Origin of the sequence: Mycolicibacterium tusciae, assembly GCF_002086795.1 — a bacterium.
Classification (GTDB): Bacteria; Actinomycetota; Actinomycetes; order Mycobacteriales; family Mycobacteriaceae; genus Mycobacterium; species Mycobacterium tusciae.
Genome location: NZ_MVIM01000007.1, coordinates 207,436 through 230,609 on the forward strand (window position 1 = coordinate 207,436; position 23,174 = coordinate 230,609).

The 23,174-nt window shown below is 66.0% G+C and carries 26 protein-coding genes, 3 tRNA genes and 1 pseudogene; 14 read left to right on the forward strand and 16 right to left on the reverse strand.

Annotation, left to right across the window (positions count from 1 at the left end):
* Window positions 1-245: 245 nt before the first annotated feature.
* From BST47_RS15405 to BST47_RS15415, 3 genes and pseudogenes are all read right to left on the reverse strand, one after another.
* Window positions 246-1,052: pseudogene (locus tag BST47_RS15405) on the reverse strand (helix-turn-helix domain-containing protein); the annotation flags it as partial.
* Window positions 1,053-1,164: 112 nt separating this feature from the next.
* Window positions 1,165-1,237, reverse strand: a tRNA-Arg gene (locus BST47_RS15410).
* Window positions 1,238-1,253: 16 nt separating this feature from the next.
* Window positions 1,254-1,345: transfer RNA gene (locus BST47_RS15415), tRNA-Ser, on the reverse strand.
* Window positions 1,346-1,439: 94 nt separating this feature from the next.
* On the opposite strand from BST47_RS15415, the gene hisC reads away from it, so the two are divergent.
* Both hisC and BST47_RS15425 read left to right on the forward strand, forming a co-directional pair.
* A complete protein-coding gene (gene hisC / locus BST47_RS15420; RefSeq protein WP_083126382.1) occupies window positions 1,440-2,495 on the forward strand; it encodes a histidinol-phosphate transaminase in 1,056 nt (351 codons plus the stop codon).
* Window positions 2,492-2,953, forward strand: a complete 462-nt coding sequence (locus tag BST47_RS15425; protein WP_083126383.1) for a DUF4334 domain-containing protein — start codon at window positions 2,492-2,494, stop codon at window positions 2,951-2,953. Before hisC ends, BST47_RS15425 begins: the two co-directional genes overlap by 4 nt.
* Here the strand turns inward: BST47_RS15425 and BST47_RS15430 are convergent.
* On the reverse strand, window positions 2,950-3,531 hold the full coding sequence (locus BST47_RS15430; protein ID WP_083126384.1) for a TIGR03086 family metal-binding protein: 582 nt from the start codon (window positions 3,529-3,531) through the stop codon (window positions 2,950-2,952). The two genes, BST47_RS15425 and BST47_RS15430, sit on opposite strands and share 4 nt — an antisense overlap.
* A gap of 41 nt (window positions 3,532-3,572) precedes the next feature.
* Here BST47_RS15430 and BST47_RS15435 point away from each other — a divergent pair, with 41 nt between their 5' ends.
* Together BST47_RS15435 and BST47_RS15440 are read left to right on the forward strand one after the other, a co-directional pair.
* A complete protein-coding gene (locus BST47_RS15435; RefSeq protein ID WP_083126385.1) occupies window positions 3,573-4,007 on the forward strand; it encodes a hypothetical protein in 435 nt (144 codons plus the stop codon).
* Window positions 4,008-4,024: 17 nt separating this feature from the next.
* Window positions 4,025-4,849, forward strand: a complete 825-nt coding sequence (locus BST47_RS15440; RefSeq protein WP_083126386.1) for a crotonase/enoyl-CoA hydratase family protein — start codon at window positions 4,025-4,027, stop codon at window positions 4,847-4,849.
* Here BST47_RS15440 and BST47_RS15445 read toward each other — a convergent pair.
* The gene (locus tag BST47_RS15445; protein ID WP_083126387.1) at window positions 4,836-5,744 is read right to left on the reverse strand and encodes an NAD-dependent epimerase/dehydratase family protein; all 909 of its coding nucleotides are present in this window, start codon (window positions 5,742-5,744) and stop codon (window positions 4,836-4,838) included. The genes BST47_RS15440 and BST47_RS15445 overlap by 14 nt on opposite strands.
* Window positions 5,744-6,157, reverse strand: coding sequence for a hypothetical protein (locus BST47_RS15450; RefSeq protein WP_083126388.1), 414 nt, complete (start codon window positions 6,155-6,157; stop codon window positions 5,744-5,746). Before BST47_RS15450 ends, BST47_RS15445 begins: the two co-directional genes overlap by 1 nt.
* 46 nt (window positions 6,158-6,203) lie before the next feature.
* On the opposite strand from BST47_RS15450, the gene pdxR reads away from it, so the two are divergent.
* Window positions 6,204-7,586, forward strand: a complete 1,383-nt coding sequence (pdxR, locus tag BST47_RS15455) for a MocR-like pyridoxine biosynthesis transcription factor PdxR (RefSeq protein ID WP_083126389.1) — start codon at window positions 6,204-6,206, stop codon at window positions 7,584-7,586.
* Here the strand turns inward: pdxR and BST47_RS15460 are convergent.
* The 3 genes from BST47_RS15460 to BST47_RS15470 all read right to left on the reverse strand — a co-directional run bounded on the left by BST47_RS15460 (window position 7,583) and on the right by BST47_RS15470 (window position 8,694).
* Window positions 7,583-7,915 (reverse strand): hypothetical protein, encoded by a 333-nt coding sequence (locus BST47_RS15460; RefSeq protein WP_083126390.1) that lies wholly within the window; start codon window positions 7,913-7,915, stop codon window positions 7,583-7,585. The genes pdxR and BST47_RS15460 overlap by 4 nt on opposite strands.
* Window positions 7,916-8,060: 145 nt before the next feature.
* A tRNA-Ser gene (locus BST47_RS15465) sits at window positions 8,061-8,150 on the reverse strand.
* Between the two features lie 31 nt (window positions 8,151-8,181).
* Window positions 8,182-8,694 (reverse strand): MarR family winged helix-turn-helix transcriptional regulator, encoded by a 513-nt coding sequence (locus tag BST47_RS15470; protein WP_083126391.1) that lies wholly within the window; start codon window positions 8,692-8,694, stop codon window positions 8,182-8,184.
* A gap of 79 nt (window positions 8,695-8,773) precedes the next feature.
* Here BST47_RS15470 and BST47_RS15475 point away from each other — a divergent pair, with 79 nt between their 5' ends.
* Window positions 8,774-9,757 (forward strand): NAD(P)H-quinone oxidoreductase, encoded by a 984-nt coding sequence (locus BST47_RS15475; protein WP_083126392.1) that lies wholly within the window; start codon window positions 8,774-8,776, stop codon window positions 9,755-9,757.
* 12 nt (window positions 9,758-9,769) lie between these two features.
* Here the strand turns inward: BST47_RS15475 and BST47_RS15480 are convergent, their stop codons facing one another.
* Entirely contained in the window at window positions 9,770-10,966 is a 1,197-nt protein-coding gene (locus BST47_RS15480; RefSeq protein WP_083126393.1) for a cysteine desulfurase-like protein, read from the reverse strand.
* Window positions 10,967-11,284: 318 nt separating this feature from the next.
* Between BST47_RS15480 and BST47_RS15485 the strand changes: the two genes are divergently transcribed.
* The 5 genes from BST47_RS15485 to BST47_RS15505 all read left to right on the forward strand — a co-directional run bounded on the left by BST47_RS15485 (window position 11,285) and on the right by BST47_RS15505 (window position 16,070).
* The gene (locus tag BST47_RS15485) at window positions 11,285-11,785 is read left to right on the forward strand and encodes a bacterial proteasome activator family protein (protein WP_083126394.1); all 501 of its coding nucleotides are present in this window, start codon (window positions 11,285-11,287) and stop codon (window positions 11,783-11,785) included.
* A gap of 11 nt (window positions 11,786-11,796) precedes the next feature.
* A complete protein-coding gene (gene wzt, locus BST47_RS15490; protein ID WP_083126395.1) occupies window positions 11,797-12,612 on the forward strand; it encodes a galactan export ABC transporter ATP-binding subunit Wzt/RfbE in 816 nt (271 codons plus the stop codon).
* Window positions 12,605-13,507, forward strand: coding sequence for a galactofuranosyltransferase GlfT1 (glfT1, locus tag BST47_RS15495; RefSeq protein WP_083126396.1), 903 nt, complete (start codon window positions 12,605-12,607; stop codon window positions 13,505-13,507). The genes wzt and glfT1 overlap by 8 nt, the downstream gene beginning before the upstream one ends.
* Window positions 13,504-14,334 (forward strand): galactan export ABC transporter permease subunit Wzm/RfbD, encoded by an 831-nt coding sequence (gene wzm, locus BST47_RS15500; protein ID WP_083126397.1) that lies wholly within the window; start codon window positions 13,504-13,506, stop codon window positions 14,332-14,334. Before glfT1 ends, wzm begins: the two co-directional genes overlap by 4 nt.
* A 113-nt stretch (window positions 14,335-14,447) precedes the next feature.
* Window positions 14,448-16,070, forward strand: a complete 1,623-nt coding sequence (locus BST47_RS15505) for an HNH endonuclease signature motif containing protein (protein ID WP_083126398.1) — start codon at window positions 14,448-14,450, stop codon at window positions 16,068-16,070.
* 19 nt (window positions 16,071-16,089) lie between these two features.
* Here BST47_RS15505 and BST47_RS15510 read toward each other — a convergent pair whose 3' ends face one another.
* From BST47_RS15510 to BST47_RS15520, 3 genes are all read right to left on the reverse strand, one after another.
* Window positions 16,090-16,566, reverse strand: a complete 477-nt coding sequence (locus tag BST47_RS15510; protein ID WP_083126399.1) for a GtrA family protein — start codon at window positions 16,564-16,566, stop codon at window positions 16,090-16,092.
* Between the two features lie 64 nt (window positions 16,567-16,630).
* Window positions 16,631-17,464: a rhomboid family intramembrane serine protease gene (locus tag BST47_RS15515; protein ID WP_083126400.1), complete on the reverse strand. Its 834-nt coding sequence runs from the start codon at window positions 17,462-17,464 to the stop codon at window positions 16,631-16,633.
* A 2-nt stretch (window positions 17,465-17,466) separates the two neighbouring features.
* The gene (locus BST47_RS15520) at window positions 17,467-17,874 is read right to left on the reverse strand and encodes a VOC family protein (protein WP_083126401.1); all 408 of its coding nucleotides are present in this window, start codon (window positions 17,872-17,874) and stop codon (window positions 17,467-17,469) included.
* Between the two features lie 539 nt (window positions 17,875-18,413).
* On the opposite strand from BST47_RS15520, the gene BST47_RS15525 reads away from it, so the two are divergent.
* The 3 genes from BST47_RS15525 (at window position 18,414) to lipE (ending at window position 20,756) form a co-directional block, all read left to right on the forward strand.
* Complete coding sequence (locus tag BST47_RS15525; RefSeq protein WP_083126402.1) at window positions 18,414-18,812, forward strand: heme-binding protein; 399 nt, start codon at window positions 18,414-18,416, stop codon at window positions 18,810-18,812.
* Window positions 18,813-18,915: 103 nt separating this feature from the next.
* Complete coding sequence (locus BST47_RS15530) at window positions 18,916-19,524, forward strand: Rv1352/Rv1906c domain-containing protein (protein WP_083126403.1); 609 nt, start codon at window positions 18,916-18,918, stop codon at window positions 19,522-19,524.
* Window positions 19,521-20,756 (forward strand): lipase LipE, encoded by a 1,236-nt coding sequence (gene lipE, locus BST47_RS15535; RefSeq protein ID WP_083126404.1) that lies wholly within the window; start codon window positions 19,521-19,523, stop codon window positions 20,754-20,756. Before BST47_RS15530 ends, lipE begins: the two co-directional genes overlap by 4 nt.
* Here the strand turns inward: lipE and BST47_RS15540 are convergent, their stop codons facing one another.
* The 3 genes from BST47_RS15540 to BST47_RS15550 are packed head-to-tail and all read right to left on the reverse strand — an operon-like array spanning window position 20,757 to window position 23,165.
* Window positions 20,757-21,875, reverse strand: coding sequence for an FAD-dependent oxidoreductase (locus BST47_RS15540; protein WP_083126405.1), 1,119 nt, complete (start codon window positions 21,873-21,875; stop codon window positions 20,757-20,759). It lies immediately after the preceding gene.
* Window positions 21,876-21,918: 43 nt separating this feature from the next.
* Window positions 21,919-22,341 (reverse strand): PPOX class F420-dependent oxidoreductase, encoded by a 423-nt coding sequence (locus BST47_RS15545; protein ID WP_083126406.1) that lies wholly within the window; start codon window positions 22,339-22,341, stop codon window positions 21,919-21,921.
* A gap of 29 nt (window positions 22,342-22,370) precedes the next feature.
* Window positions 22,371-23,165, reverse strand: a complete 795-nt coding sequence (locus tag BST47_RS15550) for a glutaminyl-peptide cyclotransferase (protein WP_083126407.1) — start codon at window positions 23,163-23,165, stop codon at window positions 22,371-22,373.
* Window positions 23,166-23,174 lie beyond the last annotated feature (9 nt).

Sequence of the window (23,174 nt, forward strand, 5' to 3'; positions counted from 1 at the left end):
GGCCAGGACTCTAACCCAACACTGCTGGAATTCAAGGACGTTCCGCGGCACCGTCACAAAAATGACGAATGCGTGAATAAATCGGCCACCCCCAAGGTACGCGATGAAAGCGAAAATGATGATCGCAGACCACAGAAAATGCCAAAACGTATCCCACATGGCGACTGCTCCCTAACTGACTGATATCGCGGACATCGCAGTTGCAGTCACGGTGAAACTAGCCGGAGATTTTCGGCGACGTGGGGTTTCAACGACACGAAAGGTGCTGCGCCGGCGAGGAACTCCGCACGCAAGCTGCGGTGAAACGGCTCGATCTTGCCCGTCGTGGTCGGACTTCTGGGCACGGTCAGCAGGTGCTCGATGCCGTGCTCTCGGCGGATCGCGTCGAACAACACCTCCACCGGGGGATCGAAAAACCGGCCGGTGAACACCTTGCCGTTTCGGTCAAGGTCTGCTCAGGGGCACCGTAGCGGGCTATCGCGGCGCGCAGCCCCTCGCAGACCGCCCGGGTACGTTCCCGGCTCATCAGCCGGGCGCACACACACATCCGGGAGTGGTCATCGATCCCGGTCAAGGCCCTGGCACTGGTGCCATCGGCCAGCGCGAACCCGCCCACCACATCCATCTGCCACAGCTCCATCGGCGCGGCGCGTTCCCACCGTTTCCACTTGCGCGAGCGCCGATCCCGCCGATGCGGATCAATCAACTGCGCACGCACCAACGCACGATAGGCCGCCGAATCCGAGGGCTCCGGGCACACTCCGCGTCTAGCCAGTTTGAACACCAACCGACGTGGGCCCCAATACGGGCGCGAGCGCCGCAACTCCAGCAGGCCGGCTTCCACCTGGGCTGGCATTCGATGCGGACAACTCACCAGCCGATGCGACCGATCCAACAGCCCCTCAAGACCCTCGGCCTCATAGCGGGCCAACCACGAGTGCAGCGTCTGACGCGACACCCCTACCTTCGAAGCGACCTGCGAAATCGACAACCCATCACTGAACCGCCAACACGGCCTGATACCGCTGCTCAGCCACGCTCAACTCCCTCAGCCAGGGAGTGTCAAGGATCAGCCGAAGTAGATGTAAACCATCAGCCGAAACACTGTCGCCCATCAGCCGAAGCCATAACGTCAAGCATCACCCGACGTCATACCCTCTGAAGTGCGCCCGAAGAGATTCGAACTCCCAACCTTCTGATCCGTAGTCAGATGCTCTATCCGTTGAGCTACGGGCGCATGCATATTCAGTTGTTGGCGGAGGCGAGAGGATTTGAACCTCCGGCCCGGTTTAAGCCGGGCAACTCATTAGCAGTGAGTCCCATTCGGCCGCTCTGGCACGCCTCCCGACGTTTACCGCCGATCCGACAGAGTACACAGGCCCGACGGCACCAAGCAAAGCAGATCAAGGGCGCACTGGGCGTCCCCATAAACTGATCGCGTGACCGCCCGTCTGCGACCCGAGCTTGCCGATCTACCGGCCTATACCCCTGGTAAGACCGTCCCGGGCGCGATCAAGATCGCGAGCAACGAGACGGCGCACGGCCCCCTGCCCAGCGTGCGGGCCGCGATCGAGAAGGCGACCGACAACATCAACCGGTACCCCGACAACGGCTACGTCGAGCTCCGCGAGCACCTGGCCAAGCACGTCAACTTCTCGCCGGAACACATCTCCGTCGGCTGCGGGTCTGTGAGCCTGTGCCAGCAGCTGATCCAGATCACCTCCACCGTGGGCGACGAAGTGCTGTTCGGCTGGCGCAGCTTCGAGATCTACCCGCTGCAGGTCCGCACGGCCGGCGCCACCGCCGTGCAGGTGCCGCTGACCGACCACACCTACGACCTCGACGCGATGCTGGCCGCGATCACCGACCGCACCCGGCTGATCTTCGTGTGCAACCCGAACAACCCCACCAGCACCGTCGTCGACCCCGAGAAACTGGCCAGGTTTGTCGAAGCCGTGCCGTCGGACATTCTCATCGCCATCGACGAGGCCTACGTCGAATACATCCGCGACGGTCTGCTGCCGGACAGCTTGGGGCTGGTGCGCGCCCACCGCAATGTCGTTGTGCTGCGGACGTTCTCGAAGGCCTACGGGCTGGCCGGGTTGCGCATCGGCTATGCCGTCGCCGACCCCGACGTCATCACCGCGCTCGGCAAGGTCTACGTCCCGTTCACCGCGACCAGCGTCTCGCAGGCCGCGGCCATCGCATGTCTGGACGCCGCCGACGAGCTGCTGGCCCGCACCGATACCGTCGTCGCCGAACGCATCCGCGTGACGGCAGCGCTGTGCGACGCCGGCTACACCGTGCCGCCGTCGCAGGCCAACTTCGTCTGGCTGCCGCTGCCCGGCCGCGCACAGGAGTACGCCCGCGCCGCCGCCGACAGCCGGATCATCGTGCGGCCCTACGGTGACGACGGCGTGCGTGTCACCGTCGCCGCACAGCACGAGAACGACATGTTCCTGGAGTTCGCCCGCAGCTGGATCGGAGAAGCATGAGCGCGGCACGTAAGAAGTTCACCGAGTTCACCGAACGCACGGATCGGATCTCCGATGCCGAACTCGACGAGTTTTGGGCCACGCTGGCACCGGCGACCATCGACTTCATGATCGGCGAGTGGGCGGGCGGAGAGTTCGACACCGGTCACCGCGCCAACGGGTTCATGAAGCGCCTGAACTGGTTCGGCAAGACGTTCGTGTCGGCGACCGACGCCAAGCCGCTGGTGTGCCTGGACGCCGACGGAAACAAGTTCTCCAACACCGAGGCGATGAACGGCGAGGCCAGCCTCTGGATGGAGGAGTTCCGCGGCGAAATCGTCGCCTCGATGGTTTACGACGGCAGGCCGGTGCACGACCACTTCAAGGTCGTCGACGACAACGCCGTCATGGGGATCATGAACGGCAAGGTCGCCCTTGACGGAGACAAGTATTTGTACTTCTACCTGGAGCGTGTCTAGCCCGGCCGGCGGCCGGTGAACGCCAGCAGCCTGTCCAACGACCCCGCGTCGGCGGGAATGTCGACCGGATCGTCGAAGCCCGCGCGGGTGCGACCCTGCGGGGTGATGACGTAGGTCGCCAGCCCCATGACGTAGTCGGTCAGCGAATCGGGCGCATTCACCTCGCGGCCGACCGCCGCAGCGTAATCCCAAGCGTGGACCAGAAATTCGAGCGACAGAATGCCTGCCATCATCGTCGCGGGCGCCTCGCCGTCCCCGAAGGGCACCGTGCCGTCGAGGCCGCGCCGTTTCCACGCGTCTAGCGCGGGCCGTCCGGCGAGGACCACCTGCCGCTCCACCGAGTCCGTCCGGTCCCGCTCGGGGAACTGAGCACCCGCCGCACCGCCGAGCACCGTGATCGAGTTCATCAGGTGATCCGTGAGGCCGGCCACGTCGAACTCGCGGCACGGCGTCTGCTTTTCGAGGTCGTCGTCGGCGATGCCGTGCAGCACGTGCTGCAACACGGCGAACGTCGCCTCTGCACTCTCCAGTTCGTCCGCCGGCGGGGAATCCGGTCCGGCACGCAGGTCGTCCGTCATGGGTCCCACGCTACGTCGCGCTTGCGCCTATCGTTGCCCAGATGAAGACGTATGTGCGGGTGGGGGCATCGGCCCTGATCGTGGTGGGCCTGGCCGCCGGGTGCTCACGCACCACCGAGGGCTCCGTCGCCATGACGACCGAGCCTGGGCCCCCGATCTCGTCAGGAGACACCGAGACGGGCCAGCCAACGATTCCGGGCCTGCCGGACTTCGAGCTACCCGACATACCGGGCCTGCCCGGATTCCCGGGTAACGATGTGCCCGACGTCCCGGCACCGGCGAACGCGCAGACGATGACGTGCGAGGAGTACACCGGCCTCGACGAGGCCACCCAGAAGGCCGTCGTCAAAGCCATCCTCAACGAGGACGGCGTGACCGACGAAGCGGCGGAGCTGACGGCGATGCTCATGGCCGGCGCGATGTGCCAGTTCATGCCGGACCTCACGGTCAGTGAGGTGGTGTCGGGCCCGCCGTGAGTGGCTAGTCTGCACCCATGGGCGACACCTACGAATCCGTCACCGTCGACATCAAGGACCACGTCGCACAGGTGACGCTGGTCGGTCCCGGCAAGGGCAACGCCATGGGCCCGGCCTTCTGGGCCGAGATGCCCGAGGTGTTCGCCAAGCTCGACGCCGACCGCGATGTGCGCGTGATCGTGCTGACGGGTTCAGGCAAGAACTTCAGCTACGGGCTCGATCTGATGGCGATGGGCGGCACGCTGTCCGGCGTCATGTCCGACGGGGCGACGGCTCGTCCGCGCGCGGAACTGCACGCCACGATCCTGCGCATGCAGGGCGCCATCAACGCCGTCGCCGACTGCCGCACCCCGACCATCGCGTCGGTGCACGGCTGGTGCATCGGCGGCGGCGTCGACCTGATCTCGGCCGTCGACATGCGCTATGCGAGCGCCGACGCCAAGTTCTCGGTGCGTGAGGTCAAGATCGCGATCGTCGCCGACGTCGGCAGCCTGGCTCGCCTACCGCTGATCCTGTCCGACGGCCACCTGCGCGAGCTGGCGCTCACGGGCAAGGACATCGATGCCGCACGTGCCGAGAAGATCGGCCTCGTCAACGACGTCTTTGAGGACGCCGAGGCCTCGCTGGCCGCCGCGCATGCGACCGCCGCCGAGATCGCCGCGAATCCGCCGCTTGTCGTCAGTGGTGTCAAGGACGTGCTCGATCAGCAGCGCATTGCCAGGGTTTCGGAGAGCCTGCGCTATGTCGCGGTGTGGAACTCGGCGTTTCTGCCGTCGAAGGATCTAGGCGAAAGGATCACGGCCACGTTCGAGAAGCGGCCGCCCAACTTCACCGGGGAATAGGGGTCCAGCCGAACTCCGCCTTCGCCTTTGCATTCGACAGCGGCAGCCACGTCGTGCCGAATGCCGTCGCCGGATACGACGCGACGAGACCCACCAGTTTGTGCGAGATCGGCAGCGGCCGCGGCCGGCCCAGTTTCGCCGACAACTCCCGCACGTAATCACCGAACGACTGCGGCCGGTCGTCGACGATGTTGTAGACCTGACCGCCACGGCCCTTCGTGACGGCGTCTGCGGTGGTCTTCGCGACGTCGTCGATGTGTATCCACGAGACGACGCCGTCGCCCGTCATCGCCGGCATCGCCCACCACTTGGCCAGCTTGACGAAGAGTTCGTCGTGGGGCACATCTGGCCCGTAGAAGATGCCGTAGCGCAACACAATTCCCTCGGTGTCGCTGTGTTCGCCGGAGGTCAGCACCGTCTGCTCCATACCGCGCAGCGCGGCCAGCATGGCGTCACCACCCGGCGGTGGCGGACCCGGATAGAGGTCGGCTTCGTCCACCACCGGAGGTCCGGACCGCGGATAGCCGTAGGCGAACACCACCGACTCGGCGACGACGCGACGTACGCCTGCCCGCTGCGCGGCTCGCACGAGGTTCGGGGCGCCGACACCCCAGAGTTCCCGTGCGGGTTCGAAGTCCTTGGCGCGCTTGGGACCCCACTTCGGCAGGGTGGTCAGCAGCGAGATCACCACCTCGGGTCCGATGTCTGCGACGACCTTGTCGATCTCGTCGGCGTCGAGCACGTCGGCCACCACAGGCTTGCCGCCCGTCGCTGCGATCTGCGACGTCTTCGACGACGTCCGGGTCACACCGATCACCTCGTGTCCGCGAGAGTTCAACTCCCGCAACAACGGAAGACCGGGCACGCTCGTCGCACCGGCAACCAGTACCCGCATCAGCGCACGCCCTTCTCCGTGGCGATGGCGGCGCGCAACGCGATGGCGAGTATCACCGTCGTGAACACCAGGCCCCCCGCCTCCATCCAGCCGATCAGGTCGCCGGCGCCGTGGTGGGGGTCGATGATGTGGCTCAGCGAGTGCAGCGCCCAGTGCAGCGTCGCGAAGGCAAGGGCCGGTACCCGCCACGACACCCGTCGCACCGCGGCGAGCAGCAGCAGGCCCTGGGGGATCTCGAACGTCGCGTTGTCGAAGATGAAGTGATCGTTGCGCACGCCGAAGGTGCCGAGGGTGTCGAAGAACATACCCGGGAAGAACAGCATGAACAGCCCGATACCCAGGGCATAAATCCCGAAGACGATCAGCGTCACCTCGACGAAGCCGCCTCTTGTGCGGGTGGGAGTCGTCGTCATACCGTCACGCTAATACGCGACTGGCCTCAAGAGGGGTGCCACTTTGATGACTAATTCGGGTACCACTTTTGGTCCGGAGCTCCTGGTCGAACTCGACAGGACAGCACCGGCGTCACTGCATCACCAGCTCGCCAGCGGCCTGCGCGACGCGATCCGCACCGGCCGCCTGACACCGCACACCCGGCTGCCGTCGAGCCGCGTGCTCGCCGCCGACCTCGGGGTGTCGCGACGGCTCGTCGTGGATGCCTACAGCCAACTGGTCGCGGAGGGCTTCCTGCTCAGCAGGCACGGTTCGGGCACCCGTGTCGCCACCGTCGACGTCGCGACGACCCCCGCAGACAGAACCGCGGAACCGCCGCGCTTCGACGTCGACTTCTTTCCCGGATCGCCTGACCTGTCCAGCTTTCCACGGCACTCGTGGCTACGGGCGCTCCGGCAGGGCCTGGCCGGTCTCGAGTCCGATGCCTTCGGCTACGTCACACCCCAGGGTCTGCTCGAGACACGCGTCGCGATCGCGGACTATCTGCGCCGCACCCGCGGGGTGCTGGCCGATCCGCAACACATCGTCATCTCCTCCGGCGTGACACAGGCCATCGCGCTGCTGGGCCAACCGCTGCGGACCACGCCGCTGGCGATGGAGGATCCCGGATTCTGGCAACACCGAACGATACTGCAGCACAACGGTGTCGAGCCGATTCCAGTACCCATCGATGACGAGGGAATTGTTGTCGATGCCCTCACGAGCAGCGGTGCGGAAGTGGTGCTGACGACTCCGGCGCACCAGTCACCGACGGGCGTCGTGCTGTCGGCACCACGGCGGACCGCGCTGATGGAGTGGGCCCGCGCCGGTCATCTGGTCATCGAGGATGACTACGACGCCGAATACCGTTACGACCGTGAGCCTGTCGGGTCATTACAGGGCATGGCGCCCGATCGCGTGGTTTACGTGGGTTCGACGAGCAAGACGCTGGCTCCCGGCCTGCGCATCGGATGGATGGTGTTGCCCCCGCACCTCGCCAAGGCGGTCATCTCGTCGAAATGGCTTGCCGACACCGGAGGTTCGGTGATGGATCAGGTGGCCTTCGCCCAGTTTCTGACATCGGGTGAGTACGACCGGCATCTGCGGCAGATGCGCAGGCGTTATCAGACCCGTCGGGCCGCGCTGCTGGACGCGCTCGCACGGCACCTGCCCGACGCGACGGTGCTGGGTGCCGCGGCCGGCGTCCATCTCACCGTCCGGTTTCCCGACGCCTTTCCCCTCGACGACCTGGTCGCGCACGCCAAGAAGGTCCGCGTCAGGGTCGAGCCGGTGGCCCGGTGTTACGCCGAACCCGACACGGCGCCACCAGGATTGCTGCTCGGCTACGCCAATCTCACAGAGTCGCAAATCGAGCGGGGCGTCCGGGAATTGGCTCGGGCGCTTCGTTAGCTGCCGCCACCGCCGCAGCCGCCACCGCCGCCGCAGCCACCGCCACCACATCCGGCACCGCCACAACCGCCGTTGTCGGAGCCACCGGTGCCGACATAGCCGGTTCCGGCGGCGCCGGCCGACCCGGCCGCCCACATATTGCGGCGCTGCCTGGCTCTCATCGCCTTACGGTTACGCGGGCTGTGCAGTTCCAGATAGCTTCGGCGATATCTTTCCTCGGCCGAACCGCGCTGGCTGATGCGGCTACCCCACATCAGCCAACCCACCACCACCACACATAACAAGGCCAGCACCGAGATTCCGATCACGGCCCCCACCGTTGCGCTCATGGACGAAGATTACTGCCGTGGTCGTTACTCGCCCAGTGTGGAATCGCTATGGGATTGTTAAGGTCTCGACTCGACTCGGTAGCGCAAATTCGTAACTTGCGACGCGTGCGTAAGTTGGGGCGGGCCGAAAGTCATCGCGGCCAGCTGGCGGTGGCGGAGGGATTTGAACCCCCGGACGGTTTTAGCCGTCTCTCGCTTTCAAGGCGAGTGCATTAGGCCGCTCTGCCACGCCACCGTCGACAAGCGTACTGGTGGGTGGTTACGGCTCAGACGCGGCCGAGCTTCGCCGGCGGCGCCGCAGTCTTGAGCGCGACGCTGATGCGCCTGCAGTTCTCCCCCATCGCCGCGATCTGCGGACGCGACAATCGGCCGAGGAAGTGCACTCGCACGCCCTCGCCGTAGGTCGCCATCGCCTCGCGTACCGCGGTCCTGCCCTCGTCGGTGATGGTGGCGAGCACGCCGCGACCGTCCTCGGGACTCGCACCGCGCCGCACCAGACCCTGCAATTCCAGGCGGCGGATCTGCCGCGTGACGCGACTGGGCAACGACATGAGAGCGTCTGCCAAATCTCCCATCCGCGATGACCCCGTTGTCGACTTGTCCAAGATGTCGAGCAACCGCACATCGTTGAGGGTCAGTTGATGCTCGTCCAAAAGCGACCTGTTGAGGGTCGCGTACATCCGCAGCGCCGAGTCGAGGAAGTGTTGCCACGACCTCTGTTCGGCGATGTCCAATCCCGGCATGTCACTGGCCGTACGCCCCCCTATGATCCTCTCCATCCGGCAATGGTAAATCCCCAATGCGTTGCTGGGGCAGGAACATAAAGACGCGTTTTCGCAGGCTAGTAGGCTTATTTGAATGCATTCCATCGTGGTAGCCAGCAAAGGTCAGTTGACCTGGCAAGAAGTTACTGACATTGCCCCCGGCGAAGACGAAATCTTGATCAAGATCAGCGCCGCGGGGGTCAACCGAGCCGACCTGTTGCAGGCCGCGGGCAAGTATCCGCCGCCTCCGGGAGCCAGCCAGACCCTCGGGCTGGAGGTGTCAGGGACCATCGCCGCGCTGGGCGAAGGGGTCACCGGCTGGGACGTCGGACAGCCGGTTTGTGCCCTGCTGGCGGGCGGAGGCTACGCCGAATACGTCGCGGTCCCCGCGCCGCAGGTGATGCCCGTACCGGAGTCGGTGCCACTGCAGCACGCCGCTGCCCTGCCCGAGGTCGCGTGCACGGTGTGGTCGAACCTCGTGATGACCGCCGGCCTGTCGGCGGGTCAGCTAGTACTCGTGCATGGCGGCGCCAGCGGTATCGGCACCCACGCGATCCAGGTCGGCGTTGCCCTCGGTTGCCGGGTTGCGGTGACGGCCGGAGCGAAGAACAAGCAGGATCTGTGCGCCGAGCTCGGCGCCGAGATCGTCATCGGATACCGCGACGAGGACTTCGTCGAACGCGTGCGCGCGGAGACCGGCGGCGCCGGCGCCGACGTGATTCTCGACATCATGGGGGCCGCCTATCTCGACCGCAATGTCGACGCGCTCGCCCCCGACGGCCGCCTGGTGATCATCGGTATGCAGGGCGGAGTCAAAGGCGAACTGAACATCGGAAAACTCCTCGGCAAGCGTGCCGGGGTGATCGCGACCGCGCTACGGTCGCGTCCGGTGAGCGGTCCCGCCAGCAAGGGCGAGATCGTCACCGAGGTCGTCGCCAACGTGTGGCCGATGGTCGCCGCCGGTGAGGTACGTCCGATCATCGGCGCCGAGTTCGGAATCGAGCAGGCCGGTGAAGCGCACGAGTTGCTGGAGTCCGGCGACGTGTCGGGGAAAATCCTTCTGCGCGTGGCAGATTGACGTTGGCTACGGTTAGCCCAGCGATGCCAGTGCGCGAACGAGCTGGTCCACTTCGGCGGTCGTCGTGTAATGGGCCAGGCCGACGGTGACGGCACCGCCGATGTCGTTGACGCCGATCACGTCGAGCACCCGCGAGCCCGCGTTCGCGATAGCCAGGATGCCGTTGTCGGCCAGCCGCTGCACCACCCGCTCGGCCGGCACGTCGCTGACCGCGAAACTGAGGACAGGGATCCGTATTTCGGGCCGCCCGATCACCATGACCGCGGGCAGCGACCGCAACGACATTTGCAGGTAGTCGAACAGCCGGCTCATGTAGGACGACGCCGATTGCATTGACGTCGCGAGTCTTTCACGACGGGTACCCTGCGCCGACTCGTCGAGGGACGCCAGGTATTCGACGCTGGCGACGACGCCGGCGAGCAGGCCGAACTGATGCGACCCGACCTCCAGCCGGGCCGGCCCACGGGCAAACGGGTTCAGCGAGACCGAGGCGAACGAATCGATGATCGACGGATCGCGGAACACCAGGGCACCGATCGGGGGGCCACCCCAGGCGAGGGCGTTCACGGCGACCACGTCCGCATCGATCTCGTCGATGTCGATCAGGCGGTAGGGCGCGGCGGCGGAGTGGTCGACCACCACCAGGCCGCCGTTGTCGTGCACCAGCTTGGTGACCGGCCGCAAATCGGTGACGGTGCCCAACGTCGACGAGGCCGACGTGATGGCGACCAGCCGGGTGGGCGCCGTGATGAGGCCCTCCCACTGCCAGCTCGGCAGTTCGCCGGTCTCGATGTCGACCTCCCCCCACTTGACCTTGGCGCCATAGCGATTGGCGGCTCGTAGCCACGGGGCGATGTTGGCTTCGTCATCCAGCCGGGTGACCACCATTTCGTAGCCGAGACCGACGCGAGCGGCGGAGGCGTCAGCCAGGTTGGTGAGCAGCACGGCACGGTCCGAGCCGAGCACCACCCCTTCGGGGTTCGCGCCGACGAGATCGGCCACCGCCTGGCGGGCCGCTGTGAGCACCGCGGCACTGCGTTGAGCTGACGGATGTGGTCCGGTCGAGGTCGGCATCGAACCCCGGAAGGCGGTGGATACAGCCCTCGCGACGGCATCGGGAAGGAGCATGCCGTGCTGCGCGTCGAAGTGCACCCAACCGTCGCCCAGAGACGGGTGCAGTCCACGCACCCGGGCGACGTCGTATGCCATGCCAGCCCACCTTAAGCGTCCTTGAATTGCACTACCGGACACGATCTCGCACGATGCCCGGCTTGCCACCCGTTGCTACCCAGCCGGGCCCGAAACGGGTCACCTGGCGAGCCATACTAGTGCAGCGGCATCCGGGTCCGGAGTGCTCATAGCACTTTCGTGGCTGAGGGCGCGCAAGCACGGAATGAATCCATTCACGGGGCCCGGACTGCGGGTTCGCCAAGACTGACGGGCTAGTGTCGCTACGTACGTCAGACCGTGGCGATAGGTCTGCGACGACGACGAGAAACCGCAGCGACCACTGGCGCGGAGAGGAACATGACAGCCAACAACGACGACGACGGCATCGAGATCATCGGCGGGGAGCCGCGCGAAGCGCCTCAGGACGATGACGGGAAGTCGCTGACCGACCTGGTCGAGCAGCCCGCGAAGGTGATGCGGATCGGCACGATGATCAAGCAGCTGCTGGAGGAGGTGCGTGCGGCACCGCTGGACGACGCGAGCCGCAACAGGCTGCGCGAGATCCACCGGACCAGCATCGCCGAGCTCGAGGAAGGCCTGGCGCCCGAGCTGCGCGAAGAGCTGGAGCGCCTGACGCTGCCGTTCACCGAGGACGGGGTCCCGTCCGATGCCGAGCTTCGCATCGCGCAGGCTCAGTTGGTGGGCTGGCTGGAAGGCCTGTTCCACGGCATCCAGACGGCATTGTTCGCCCAGCAGATGGCGGCGCGCCAGCAGCTGGAGCAGATGCGGGGCCAGGGTGCGCTGCCACCAGGAATGGCTGGACCGCGCGGCGGCGCCGGGACCGGCCAGTACCTCTAGGAGCCCTGCACGTGGCCCCACACATCTCGACGCGCAACGCCTGGGTGGAGTTCCCGATCTTCGACGCCAAGTCGCGGTCGTTGAAGAAGGCGTTCCTCGGGAAGGCCGGCGGAGCGATCGGCCGCAACGAGTCCAACGTCGTCGTCATCGAGGCGCTGCGCGACATCACGATGTCGCTGGAACTCGGCGATCGCGTCGGGCTCGTCGGACACAACGGCGCAGGCAAGTCGACGCTGCTGCGGCTGCTGTCCGGCATCTATGAACCCACCCGCGGCGTCGCGACGGTGACCGGCCGGGTGGCGCCGGTGTTCGATCTCGGGGTCGGCATGGATCCCGAGATCACCGGGTTCGAGAACATCATCATCCGCGGACTGTTCCTCGGGCAGACGCGTAAGCAGATGTTGGCCAAGGTCGACGAGATCGCGGACTTCACCGAGCTGGGCGACTACCTGTCCATGCCGTTGCGTACGTACTCGACCGGTATGCGGGTACGCCTGGCGATGGGTGTGGTGACGAGCATCGACCCCGAGATCCTGTTGCTCGACGAGGGCATCGGAGCGGTGGACGCCGATTTTCTGAAGAAGGCGCAGTCGCGGCTGCAGAGCCTTGTCGAGCGGTCCGGCATCCTGGTGTTCGCGAGCCACTCGAACGAATTCCTGGCCCGCCTGTGCAAGACCGCGATGTGGATCGACCACGGCACCATCAAGATGACCGGCGGCATCGAGGAGGTCGTGCGCGCGTACGAGGGCGAGGACGCCGCCCGTCATGTGCGCGAAGTCCTCGACGAACACCGCTCGGATTGGCCGGCTACGGTCCCCGATGAGTGACACGGTGTGCGCCGTCGTGGTCACGCACCGGCGTCCCGACGAACTCGCCAAGTCGCTGGAAGCGGTGGCGGCCCAGACCCGCACGCCGGACCACTTGGTCGTCGTCGACAACGACAACGATCCGCGCGTCGCCGAACTCGTTGCCGGACAACCGCTTCCGACTACTTACATTGGCTCCCGGCGGAACCTGGGCGGCGCTGGAGGTTTCGCGCTGGGGATGCTGCACGCGCTGACGCTCGGTAGCGACTGGGTGTGGCTGGCTGACGACGACGGGCGGCCCGCCGACTCCGAAGTGCTCGGCACTCTTCTCGCGTGCGCGGAGAAACATCGGCTGGCAGCCGTCTCGCCAATGGTGTGCGATATGAATGACCCTGGGCGCCTGGCGTTTCCATTGCGTCGCGGGTTGGTGTGGCGACGCCGGGCCTCAGAGTTGCGCACCGAGACGTCTACCGATCTGCTTGCAGGCATCGCGTCGTTGTTCAACGGCGCACTGTTCCGCGCGTCGACGCTGGAGGCCACCGGCGTACCGGATCTGCGGCTGTTCGTGCGCGGCGACGAGACAGAACTGCACCGTCGCCTGGTACGGACGGGGCTGCCGTTCGGCACCTGCCTGGACGCGGTCTATCTACACCCGCAGGGCGGCGACGAGTTCAAGCCGATCCTGGGCGGACGGATGCACACGCAGTACCCCGACGACAAAACCAAGCGGTTCTTCACGTATCGCAACCGTGGATACCTGCAGTCGCAGCCGGGCCTTCGGAAGCTGGTGTTCCAGGAGTGGGTTCGGTTCGGCTGGTACTTCCTGGTGTCGCGGCGCGACCCCGCAGGTCTGATGGAATGGATTCGGTTGCGGCGCATGGGCCGTAAGGAAAGGTTCGGGAGGCCCGCACAGTGACGTTCACCGACGCTGCCGCACAGTCGAAGACGTTTGGCCGCGCCTGGGGCGACCTGGTGGCGGGCTTCGGCAAACGCGAGCTGTGGTTTCACCTGGGCTGGCAGGACATCAAGCAGCGCTACCGCAGGTCGGTGCTCGGGCCGTTCTGGATCACGATTGCAACCGGCGCCACGGCGGTCGCTATGGGTCTGTTGTACTCCAAGTTGTTCAAGCTTCCGCTCGAAGAGCATCTGCCCTATGTGACGCTGGGCCTTATCGTCTGGAACCTCATCAACGCGTCGATTCTCGAGGGCGCGGAGGTCTTCATCGCGAATGAGGGCCTCATCAAACAGCTTCCGACGCCGCTGTCCGTTCACGTGTACCGATTGGTGTGGCGGCAGATCATCCTGTTCGGCCACAACATGATCATCTTCGTGATCATCGCGTTCATCTATCCGAAACCGTGGACTTGGCCCGACCTGGCGGTCATTCCTGCCTTGTTCCTCATCGTCTTGAACTGCGTGTGGGTATCGCTGTGCTTCGGCATTCTGGCGACCCGGTACCGCGACATCAGCCCGCTACTGGTCAGCCTGGTTCAGTTGTTGTTCTTCATGACGCCGATCATCTGGAACGAGTCGACGCTGCAGCAGCAGGGTGCGGGTGACTACGCGCGGATCGTCGAACTGAATCCGCTGCTGCACTATCTGGACATCGTGCGGGCGCCTCTGCTCGGCGCGGATCAAGAGGTGCACCACTGGGTCGTGGTCATTGTGCTGACCGTCATCGGATGGACGCTCGCCGCGTTCGCGATGCGGCAATACCGGTCGCGCGTCGCGTACTGGGTTTAGTTTCGAGCGCGAGCCGAGCGGCCGTGCTCGGGCAGTTATCCCCAATGGCGGTTTTATCCACAGGTTGGTTTGAGCTGCGGTTTCGCGCCGGTGCCGCAGGTAGTGTCGAACTTATGTTCGATCGATTGGTAGCCGAGGCCCATTGCAGCCGGGGTGGTGCGGCGGTTGGGGCGTGGGCGCGGGTGGAGAACGCCGCCTGTGCGCGAAGGCTTTTCGCGACCGCTGACGAGCTTGAGCGGATGCTGGCCGCCGATGGGTCTGATGAGCGTGAGCAGTGGTGTCTGGACAACTGGGGTGCGGTCGCGGCGTCGGTGGCCGCCGCGCAGAACGTGTCGCTGGGGGTGGCCTCGCATCAACTGCTGATCGCCATCGGGTTGCGCGAACGGCTCCCGCGGGTGGGTGAGGTGTTCGCCGCCGGCGCGATCAACTACCGGCTGGTGTCGGCGATCGTGGCCCGCACCCGGCTGATCAGCGATCCCGACGCCATGGCCAAAGTCGACACCGAGATCGCCGCCCGGGTCGAAGACTGGGGATCGCTGTCGGCGCACAAGACCGAGACCGAGATCGACTACTGGGTCGATCGCTATGACCCCGCGGCGGTGCGGCGCACCGAATACTCCGCCCGCCACTGCCATGTCGATGTCGGCGACCCCGACGACGGATCAGGTGTGGTGTTCATCGAGGGCCGGCTGATCATCACCGACGGCGAAGCGCTGGACCAGCGGTTGGACGCCATGGCGCGCACGGTGTGCGACCGCGATCCGCGCACCCACGATCAGCGCCGCGCCGCGGCCCTGGGGGCGTTGGCTCATCGCGCCGACCGGCTGGCCTGCCAATGCGGGAACCCCGACTGCGACGCCGCCACCGTCCAAGCCAGCGCGGTGGTGGTGCATGTCATTGCCCACGAGGAGTCGCTGACCGATGACACCCCGGTGTCGTTGGACGGCGAAGAACCGGTGGATCCGGATCGCAAACCGTGGCAGGAGATGACCTGGCGCGAATTGCTGGCCCCCCGCCCACCCGAACCCGAGGTGATCGCTGCCACGCCGCCGGCGGTGCTGCTCGGTGGTGGGATGCTGCCCGCCCCCTTGTTGGCCGCCAAGGTCGCCGGCTCGGCGAAGATCGTCCCGATCCGCCATCCCGGTGATGCGCCGCCCGAACCGCGCTACCTCCCCAGTGCTGTCCTCGCGACGTTTGTGCGGTGTCGGGATATGACGTGCCGGTTCCCGGGTTGCGACCACCCCGCCGACAGCTGCGATATCGACCACACCATCGCCTACCCGCACGGCCCGACCCAGGCATCCAACCTCAAATGTCTATGCCGACAACACCACTTACTCAAAACGTTCTGGGGCTGGCACGACGAACAGCACCCCGACGGCACCGTCATCTGGACGTGCCCGCAGGGCCAGACCTACACCACCTATCCCGGCAGCCGACTGCTGTTCCCCACCCTGTGCCGACCCACCGCCCCCACCGTCATCCGCAAGACACCCGCGACGACCACCGAGCCGGCCGCGCGCGGGCTGGCCATGCCCCGACGCACCGCCACCCGCGCACAGAACCGCACCCAAGCCATCAACGACGAACGCCGATACAACCAAACCCTCATCCACACCGAAGCCGAAGAGCGCACCCGCAATCAACAGCAAGAGGATGCCGGAAACGATTGTGGCGACAGCTATTTCCCCACCCGACCACCACCCCCGAGCGACCACGACCCAGCACCGTTCTAACGGCAACCGCTCGTCGCAACTATTTCCGGAAGACCACCCAGCGCATCATGGTGTACATGTACACCGCCTCGCAGGCGCCCGCACCGAGGCGTGCGATGCGGTAATCCACACCCAGCGCTGTCAGCAGGCTGGACACTCCGAGGATGAACGCCAGGTAGTTGACCACCACCACGACGACGTAGATGGCGAACTGCGGCCCGACGGGAGCGTGCGAGGAGAAGTTGAAGATCCGGTTGAGGACGTAACTCAACGCGAACGCGCACGCGTAAGCCACTGTCACCGCAATCGGCACCGGCAGCGCCAACACGCCGTGCAGCAGGTAGAGCAGCACCAGGTCGACGCCGAACGTGAAGCTGTTGATCAGACAGAACCCGAGAAACGTCGGCGCAACAAGGGAACTCAGCCCGAACGGCAGGACGGCGACCACCCTGTCACAGAACCGGTGGAACCGTTCGACCGCTCCCGTCCTGGCAGGAGTCGACGACTCGACCGTCACATGTCCACGCTGACATGCATGAGTGACCGGCAATTGAGCAGCGGGCAAATTCTCGGGACGCGTGTCAGGCGAGCCCGGCCATGGCGAGGAGATTGGCTGTGCGCCACCAGATCAGCAGGATGAACATCAGCAGCAGTCCCACGGTGGCGGCGATCTGGATCGCGGTGCGGTGCTTCCGCGGTGCATAGGCATAGGCCGCGGCGATCGCCGCACCCGTTACGAGCCCGCCGAGATGGCCCTGCCAACTGATGTTCGGCACCACGAAGGTGATGACCAGGTTGATCGCGATGAGCCCGATAACCCATCGGGTGTCCATGTTCAGCCTTCTGCCGACCACGAACGTGGCGCCGAAGAGGCCGAAGACCGCACCGGAAGCGCCTGCGGTCTGGCCGCCGAGCGTCGACAGCAGATACACCACGACCGACCCACCGAGCGCGCTCATCAGGTAGAGCGAACTGAACCGTAACCGGCCAAGCGCGATCTCCAGCGGCGGTCCGATCACATATAGCGCCCACATGTTGAAGACGATGTGCATCGGGCCGTAGTGCAGGAACGCCGACGTCAACAGCCGATACCACTCCCCGTCGGCCACCGCCGGCGCAAACAGCACCAGCGCGCGCTCCAGTTCGGACGACATCGTCTGCAGCACGAACATCACGACGTTGATACCGATCAGCACATACGTGACGAGCGGAGTGTTCACCGGCACACCGCCGAACTGAGTGCGGGTCTGCCGAACGCTTCTGACGCCCTCGCCGACGCATTCGGCGCACTGGTGCCCGACGGATGCGTCGCGCATGCACTCGGGGCAGATGTAGCGGTTGCAGCGGGTGCACCGCACATACGTCGCGCGGTCAGGATGCCGATAGCAGGTTGGCGCCTGCGGCGGGGTGGTCATGCCTACAGCGTGCCGAACAATTCGATCCAGTTGCCATCGGGATCGGCGACGAACATCCAGCCCATGCCCGGGACCGGCTCGAACTCTGTGAGCGACTCCACCACCTCATACGGCGACTCGGCGAACGTCTTCGACAGCCCGGTCAGATCCTTGACCCCGATCGTGAAGTAACGGACCCCGGCCGCCGCGCGCCCACCACCGGGCGTCACGGGTAACGGCGGCGGCGTCGTGAACGTCACCAGCTTCAGGACGCTGCCACCCAGCGAGTAGCGGCGCTGCGAACCGCCGGGAAACTCGATCTCACCCTGGAATTCGAGCTCGAGGAAACCCTCATAGAAGGCGACCATCGCCTCGAGATTCGTCGTCACCAGACCGACCTCGATGCCCGGTGAGAGCAGATCCAGTTTCACGTGCGCCTCGCTTCTCGAGAAGTGTTGTCCCCAGCAGGTCTGCTGGAGGCTGGTCCCAGTGATCGATGCTGACGACCGCTTCGAGCGGTCGCCGCCGGACCGGACCGTGGCCGCCCTTGGGCCAACCGACGACCCGGCCATCATCCAATCCTCCGGCACGCCTCCGTAGGAGGCCCAGCTCAGCCGCGGGCCGAATCGTCCTGGCCGTGGCCATCACTTCCCACACGTCGTCGCTTGCATCCGGCATGCGCACGAACCTACTGCCCAACCGCGTAACGATTCGGTCTCTATCGAAATCACGATCAATTAAGAATGCCCGCCGAAACCTGAGGAATTTCAAGATCTGTACGGCCATCTGGTCGCGGACTTATCGAATTTCACCGAAATTGCGGCATAAATCACGTCCTCGCGGTGTAACGCTGTCGGCGCAGGCAGAGGTGCTACAGAGCCGTCAGATGACGCATCATTTGTTTCGCTACCGTGGATCTCGGGAACGGGGGAGACACCGAGACCATTCGCAATAAAAGGAAGAAAGGCATATGAAGTTATCTGATATCAATGCTCGAATCGTCGGCGCATGTGCAGCGGGCTCGCTGCTCGGGGGCCTGGCGGTGGCGACCATCGCCGCACCGTCGGCCATGGCCACTCCTGCCGGTTGCAGCGCCAGCGAGCTGTCGGGCACCGTCAGCTCCGCGACGGGTTCAGCACAGGCGTACCTGGCCAGCCATCCGGGCGCCAACGCGGCGGTGACAACGGCGTTCAGCCAGCCGCGTGACCAGGCCGCATCTACTCTGCGCGCCTACTTCACCGCCAACCCGGGTGAGTACCAGGACCTGCGTGGAATCCTGTCGCCGATCGGCGACAAGCAGAGCCAGTGCAACGTCGCGGTGCTGCCGCCGGACCTCGCATCGGCATACAGCCAGTTCATGGCCGGCTAAATCCAGCAATCGCGTAACGAAAACCCGCCGTCACAGCCCCGCTGTGGCGGCGGGTTTTCGCGCCGGAAGTAACAATTTCGACGCACGCTTAGACTGACTTGTTATGAGGCCGACGAGAACTTCAGCGCTCGCGGCGGCGCTGCTGGTTGCCGCCGGCGTTTCCGCTGCTTACGCTAATGCGCAACCCAGCACGGAGCCGGCTCCGGCGCCCGCCCCGTCCGAAACGCCCGCACCGGATGGGCAGCCTTCCGCGGAGGCGGCCCCGCCCGGCCCGAAGACCACCATCGACGCCGACGGCACCTACGCGGTCGGATCAGACATCGTGCCGGGCGTCTACTCGTCGGCGGGCCCAAGTCCCAACGGCACGGCGTGCTACTGGAAGCGTGCCGCCGGCGACGAACTACTCGACAACGCGCTCACCAAGAAGCCGGCGGTGGTGCAGATCCTCGCGAACGACTCGACGTTCACGACCAACGACTGCCAGACCTGGGCACTGACCCCCAACGCCCCCCTGCCGCGACAGGCCGGCCCCGGCGACCTGCTGAGTCAACTCGCCCCGCTCATCGGGTCCGGCATCATGAACGGCGGCCGGTCGGGTCCGCCCGCAGCCGGATCGCCACCGGCTGCAGAGGCACCGGCTGCAGAGGCACCCGTAACAGAGACTCCGACCGAGCACATACCCGGGACGGGCGCGGCGCCCGGACCGGGGTGACCGCCGACGGCCGAATCCGCGTACCGGCGGACCTCGACGCCGTCACCGCGATCGGCGACGAAGACCACTCGGACGTCGACCCGGCATCGATCGAACGGATCTGGGCGGCGGCACGGTACTGGTATCAAGCGGGCATGCACCCCGCGATCCAGCTGTGTCTGCGGCACAACGGCAAAGTCGTACTGAACCGCGCCATCGGGCACGGCTGGGGAAACGGGCCGTCGGACCCACCCGACGCCGAAAAGGTTCCCGTCACGACGGATACGCCGTTCTGCGCGTACTCGGCGGCGAAGGCCATGACGACGACTGTCGTGCACATGCTGGTGGAGCGCGGCGAGTTCGCGCTCGACGACCGCGTCTGCGACTACCTGCCGACCTACACCAGCCACGGCAAGGACCGCACCACCATCCGGCACGTGATGACGCACAGCGCGGGTGTTCCGATCTACCGAGGACCACGCGTAGACCTCAAGCGCATAGACGACAGCGCCTACACCCGCGAACAGCTCGGCGCGCTGAAACCGCTGCACCGGCCCGGGCTCGTGCACATCTACCACGGGCTCACCTGGGGTCCGCTGGTGCGCGAGATCGTCTCGGCTGCCACCGGCAGGAACATCCGCGAGATCCTCGCCACCGAAATCCTCGACCCACTCGGGTTCCGCTGGACCAATTACGGCGTTGCACCCCAGGATGTTCCGCTGGTGGCACCCAGCCACGCCACCGGGAAACCCATGCCCGCACCAATGGAAAGGGTGTTCAAGCTCGCCGTCGGCGGATCGATACACAAGATCATCCCGTTCTCCAACTCAGAGCGCTATCTCACCAGCGTGCTGCCGTCCTCCAATACCGTGTCGACGGCCAACGAGCTATCGAGGTTCGCCGAGATCCTGCGCCGCGGCGGCGAACTCGATGGAGTGCGGGTGCTGCGGCCGGAGACCCTCAAAGCCGCGACAACGGAGTGCAGGCGGCTACGCCCAGATGTCGCAACCGGTCTGGTGCCGGCACGCTGGGGAACCGGATACCTGTTGGGCTCCAACAGGTTCGGTCCGTTCGGCCGCAACGCGCCCGCCGCCTTCGGCAACCTCGGCCTGAGCAATATCGCGGTGTGGGCCGATCCCGAACGCCGGCTGGCAGCTGGTCTCATCAGCAGCGGCAAGCCCGGTGCGCATCGGGAGGCCAACCGATACCCGGCGCTGATGGACCTCATCGCCTTCGAACTGCCGCGCGGCTGATCAGACGGTGGGCTGGTTGTCCCGCACCCCGCGGTAGATCCCGCGCCGCACAATCAACGACATCAGGATCCGCTCGAACGACCATGCGGGGAACCGGAACGGCTTTCCGTTCGGCGCAAACACCTCGAGGCCGTCGGACTGGATACCGAGGATCGAACCCCACCGCCTGCTCGCAGGATGGAACGAGCGCAGCGGCTGATCGGCGAACTCGGCCATGATGTTTCGCGCGAGCAGACCATCGGCGCGGTTGCGCGCCGAACTCCGCAGGGGATCAGTGGCGGCGACGTCGCCGATGGCGAACACGCCGCGGTGACCGGGCACCCGGAGCTCAGGGGTGACACGAACGAACCCGTGCTCGTCGAGCAACTCCGCGGGCAGCCAGTCCGTGTTGGGCCGAACCCGGCCGATCGCCCACAGCACGGCGTCCGCGGATGCAGACGGTTGTCCGGTGCTGAATTCGACTGGTGCACTCGTGATGTCGTCGAACTCGAAGCCCTCGGGAATGACCGCGCGGTGGCCGGAATGCAACTGCACCCCGGCCTCGACCAGCCTCTTGCGCACCTGCTCCCAAGCCCGGTCGTGGTGGTGTTCCAGCGCCCGCTCGCCGGGGAAGTACAGCGCGACCGACTTTCCCGGCCACGTTCTGGCCACGTTGTACGCACTGCTCACCGCGGCCGCACCGCCGCCGATGACGATCACCGATTCGGCCGCGGCCATGCGGTCGTGTGCGGAGCGCAGCCCGCCGACGATCTCATCGGCTGTCTGCAGATCGGGCCTACGCCAGAAACCGTTCGAGACTCCCGTCGAGATCACCAGCGCGTCATACGGTTCGGCGGCGGCGATACCGTCGGGACGGTTCAGAAAGACCTTGCCCGCATCGAGGTCGACGCCGGTGAGCGTCCCCTGGACGGTGCGCACCCGGTCGAGACCGCGGAACCGGTCGAACGGGATCCAGTTATGCCGTGCCCACTCTGCGGGCCGGGACAGCCGCCAACCCAGCTCCTGCCCGCTGACCAGGCCCGGCTTGGACGAAATGCCGACGACCTCGGCGTGCTTGGCAAGTTTGATCGCGGTCAGCACTCCGCTGTCGCCGAGGCCGGCGATGACCACGCGTCGCATCCGGTCACCATAGCCGGGCTAGGTATTTCCGTGCGACAGGGCGTCAGCGGAGCTTTTCGCCGTAGACGCGCTCCACGCTCATCGTCATCAGGACCCGGCGGTCGGACACCATCACCGACCGGTACTCCTCCCAGTCCGGATGCTCTCCGGCGGCATTGCGGTAGTAGTCGACGAGCGCCTGCACCTCGGGGCCGTTCGGGTCGGCGCCGGGCCCGGTCAGCGTCACCGATCCCTCGGCGGTGGCCCAGGCCCAGCCGTCGGAACTCGTGACCTCGATCGCGGCGCGCGGATCCCGGCGCAGATTGGCGGTCTTGGCGCGACCCTCGGTCATCGACACGTAGATGACGTCGGCGTCGCGGTCGTAGAACGGTGTCACCGGGGACAGCTGCGGGAGGCCGTTGGCCTTGATCGTGGCCAGTACTCCGAGTCGGCTCTCGGCGAGCAGCGTGCGGGGGTCAAAGGTCATGTGTGGCGCAACCCGATCCGGCGCGGCGACTATTCCGATGGGGCGTCGATGCGGACCCGGTACATCTTCGGCCAGTACTTGCCGGTGATCAGGTATTCGTCGCCGTCAATGTGGGCAATGCCGTTCAACACCTTCTGACGGTCGCGGCCTGCGTTTCCTGCCAGCTCACTGGCATCCACGACGGTGTTCACCTCGCCGCTCCCGGGGTCGATCCGCACGATCGTGTCGGACGTCCAGACGTTGGCCCACACCTGACCATCGACGCATTCGAGCTCATTGAGGTTTGTCAGCGGGTCGCCGTCGCGCGTGACCGCAACCGAACCCGTCTCGGCGAACGTCTCCGGATCATGGAAGAACAGCCGGTCTGACCCGTCGCTGCGGACCAGTCGATCCCCGTCGGCACATAGCCCCCAGCCCTCGCCGTTGACCGGTACCTCGCGCAGCGGGGTCATGGTGTTCTTGTCCCACTCGACGGCCACCTTGTTCTGCCAGGTGAGTTCCCAGATCCGGTCGCCGACGACGGTGATGCCCTCGCCGTAGTAGTTGTTGGGCGCCGCGGCAGCGCGCAGGACCGCCCCCGTTTCCGGGTCGAGTTCGCGCACCTGCGAGGCGCCCGCGACACCCGTGCCCTCGTAGAGCCTGGGACCGTCGAACTCCAAGCCCTGAGTCCAGGCGGTCGTGTCGTGGGGCATCTCGGCGAGCACCTCGGGCTTGATCGTCGGCACCGGACCCTTCGCCGTGGTGGTCTCGCCGGGTGTCGGTCCGCCTCCGCAGCCGGCGACCAGCACGCTCACCACGGCAGCCCAGATGATGCTGTTGCGCATACCTATAGA

Excerpts from the sequence above, each read along its gene's own strand:
- BST47_RS15530 (WP_083126403.1), top strand. The coding sequence starts at position 18,916 with ATGAGGCCGACGAGAACTTCAGCGCTCGCGGCGGCGCTGCTGGTTGCC.
- BST47_RS15545 (WP_083126406.1), bottom strand. The coding sequence starts at position 22,341 with ATGACCTTTGACCCCCGCACGCTGCTCGCCGAGAGCCGACTCGGAGTA.
- glfT1 (WP_083126396.1), top strand. The coding sequence starts at position 12,605 with ATGAGTGACACGGTGTGCGCCGTCGTGGTCACGCACCGGCGTCCCGAC.
- BST47_RS15550 (WP_083126407.1), bottom strand. The coding sequence starts at position 23,165 with ATGCGCAACAGCATCATCTGGGCTGCCGTGGTGAGCGTGCTGGTCGCC.
- BST47_RS15450 (WP_083126388.1), bottom strand. The coding sequence starts at position 6,157 with ATGACGACGACTCCCACCCGCACAAGAGGCGGCTTCGTCGAGGTGACG.
- BST47_RS15480 (WP_083126393.1), bottom strand. The coding sequence starts at position 10,966 with ATGGCATACGACGTCGCCCGGGTGCGTGGACTGCACCCGTCTCTGGGC.
- BST47_RS15525 (WP_083126402.1), top strand. The coding sequence starts at position 18,414 with ATGAAGTTATCTGATATCAATGCTCGAATCGTCGGCGCATGTGCAGCG.
- BST47_RS15540 (WP_083126405.1), bottom strand. The coding sequence starts at position 21,875 with ATGCGACGCGTGGTCATCGCCGGCCTCGGCGACAGCGGAGTGCTGACC.
- BST47_RS15425 (WP_083126383.1), top strand. The coding sequence starts at position 2,492 with ATGAGCGCGGCACGTAAGAAGTTCACCGAGTTCACCGAACGCACGGAT.
- BST47_RS15445 (WP_083126387.1), bottom strand. The coding sequence starts at position 5,744 with ATGCGGGTACTGGTTGCCGGTGCGACGAGCGTGCCCGGTCTTCCGTTG.
- BST47_RS15505 (WP_083126398.1), top strand. The coding sequence starts at position 14,448 with ATGTTCGATCGATTGGTAGCCGAGGCCCATTGCAGCCGGGGTGGTGCG.
- BST47_RS15515 (WP_083126400.1), bottom strand. The coding sequence starts at position 17,464 with ATGACCACCCCGCCGCAGGCGCCAACCTGCTATCGGCATCCTGACCGC.
- BST47_RS15485 (WP_083126394.1), top strand. The coding sequence starts at position 11,285 with ATGACAGCCAACAACGACGACGACGGCATCGAGATCATCGGCGGGGAG.
- BST47_RS15435 (WP_083126385.1), top strand. The coding sequence starts at position 3,573 with ATGAAGACGTATGTGCGGGTGGGGGCATCGGCCCTGATCGTGGTGGGC.
- BST47_RS15430 (WP_083126384.1), bottom strand. The coding sequence starts at position 3,531 with ATGACGGACGACCTGCGTGCCGGACCGGATTCCCCGCCGGCGGACGAA.
- BST47_RS15460 (WP_083126390.1), bottom strand. The coding sequence starts at position 7,915 with ATGAGCGCAACGGTGGGGGCCGTGATCGGAATCTCGGTGCTGGCCTTG.
- BST47_RS15470 (WP_083126391.1), bottom strand. The coding sequence starts at position 8,694 with ATGGAGAGGATCATAGGGGGGCGTACGGCCAGTGACATGCCGGGATTG.
- BST47_RS15475 (WP_083126392.1), top strand. The coding sequence starts at position 8,774 with ATGCATTCCATCGTGGTAGCCAGCAAAGGTCAGTTGACCTGGCAAGAA.
- pdxR (WP_083126389.1), top strand. The coding sequence starts at position 6,204 with ATGACTAATTCGGGTACCACTTTTGGTCCGGAGCTCCTGGTCGAACTC.
- BST47_RS15440 (WP_083126386.1), top strand. The coding sequence starts at position 4,025 with ATGGGCGACACCTACGAATCCGTCACCGTCGACATCAAGGACCACGTC.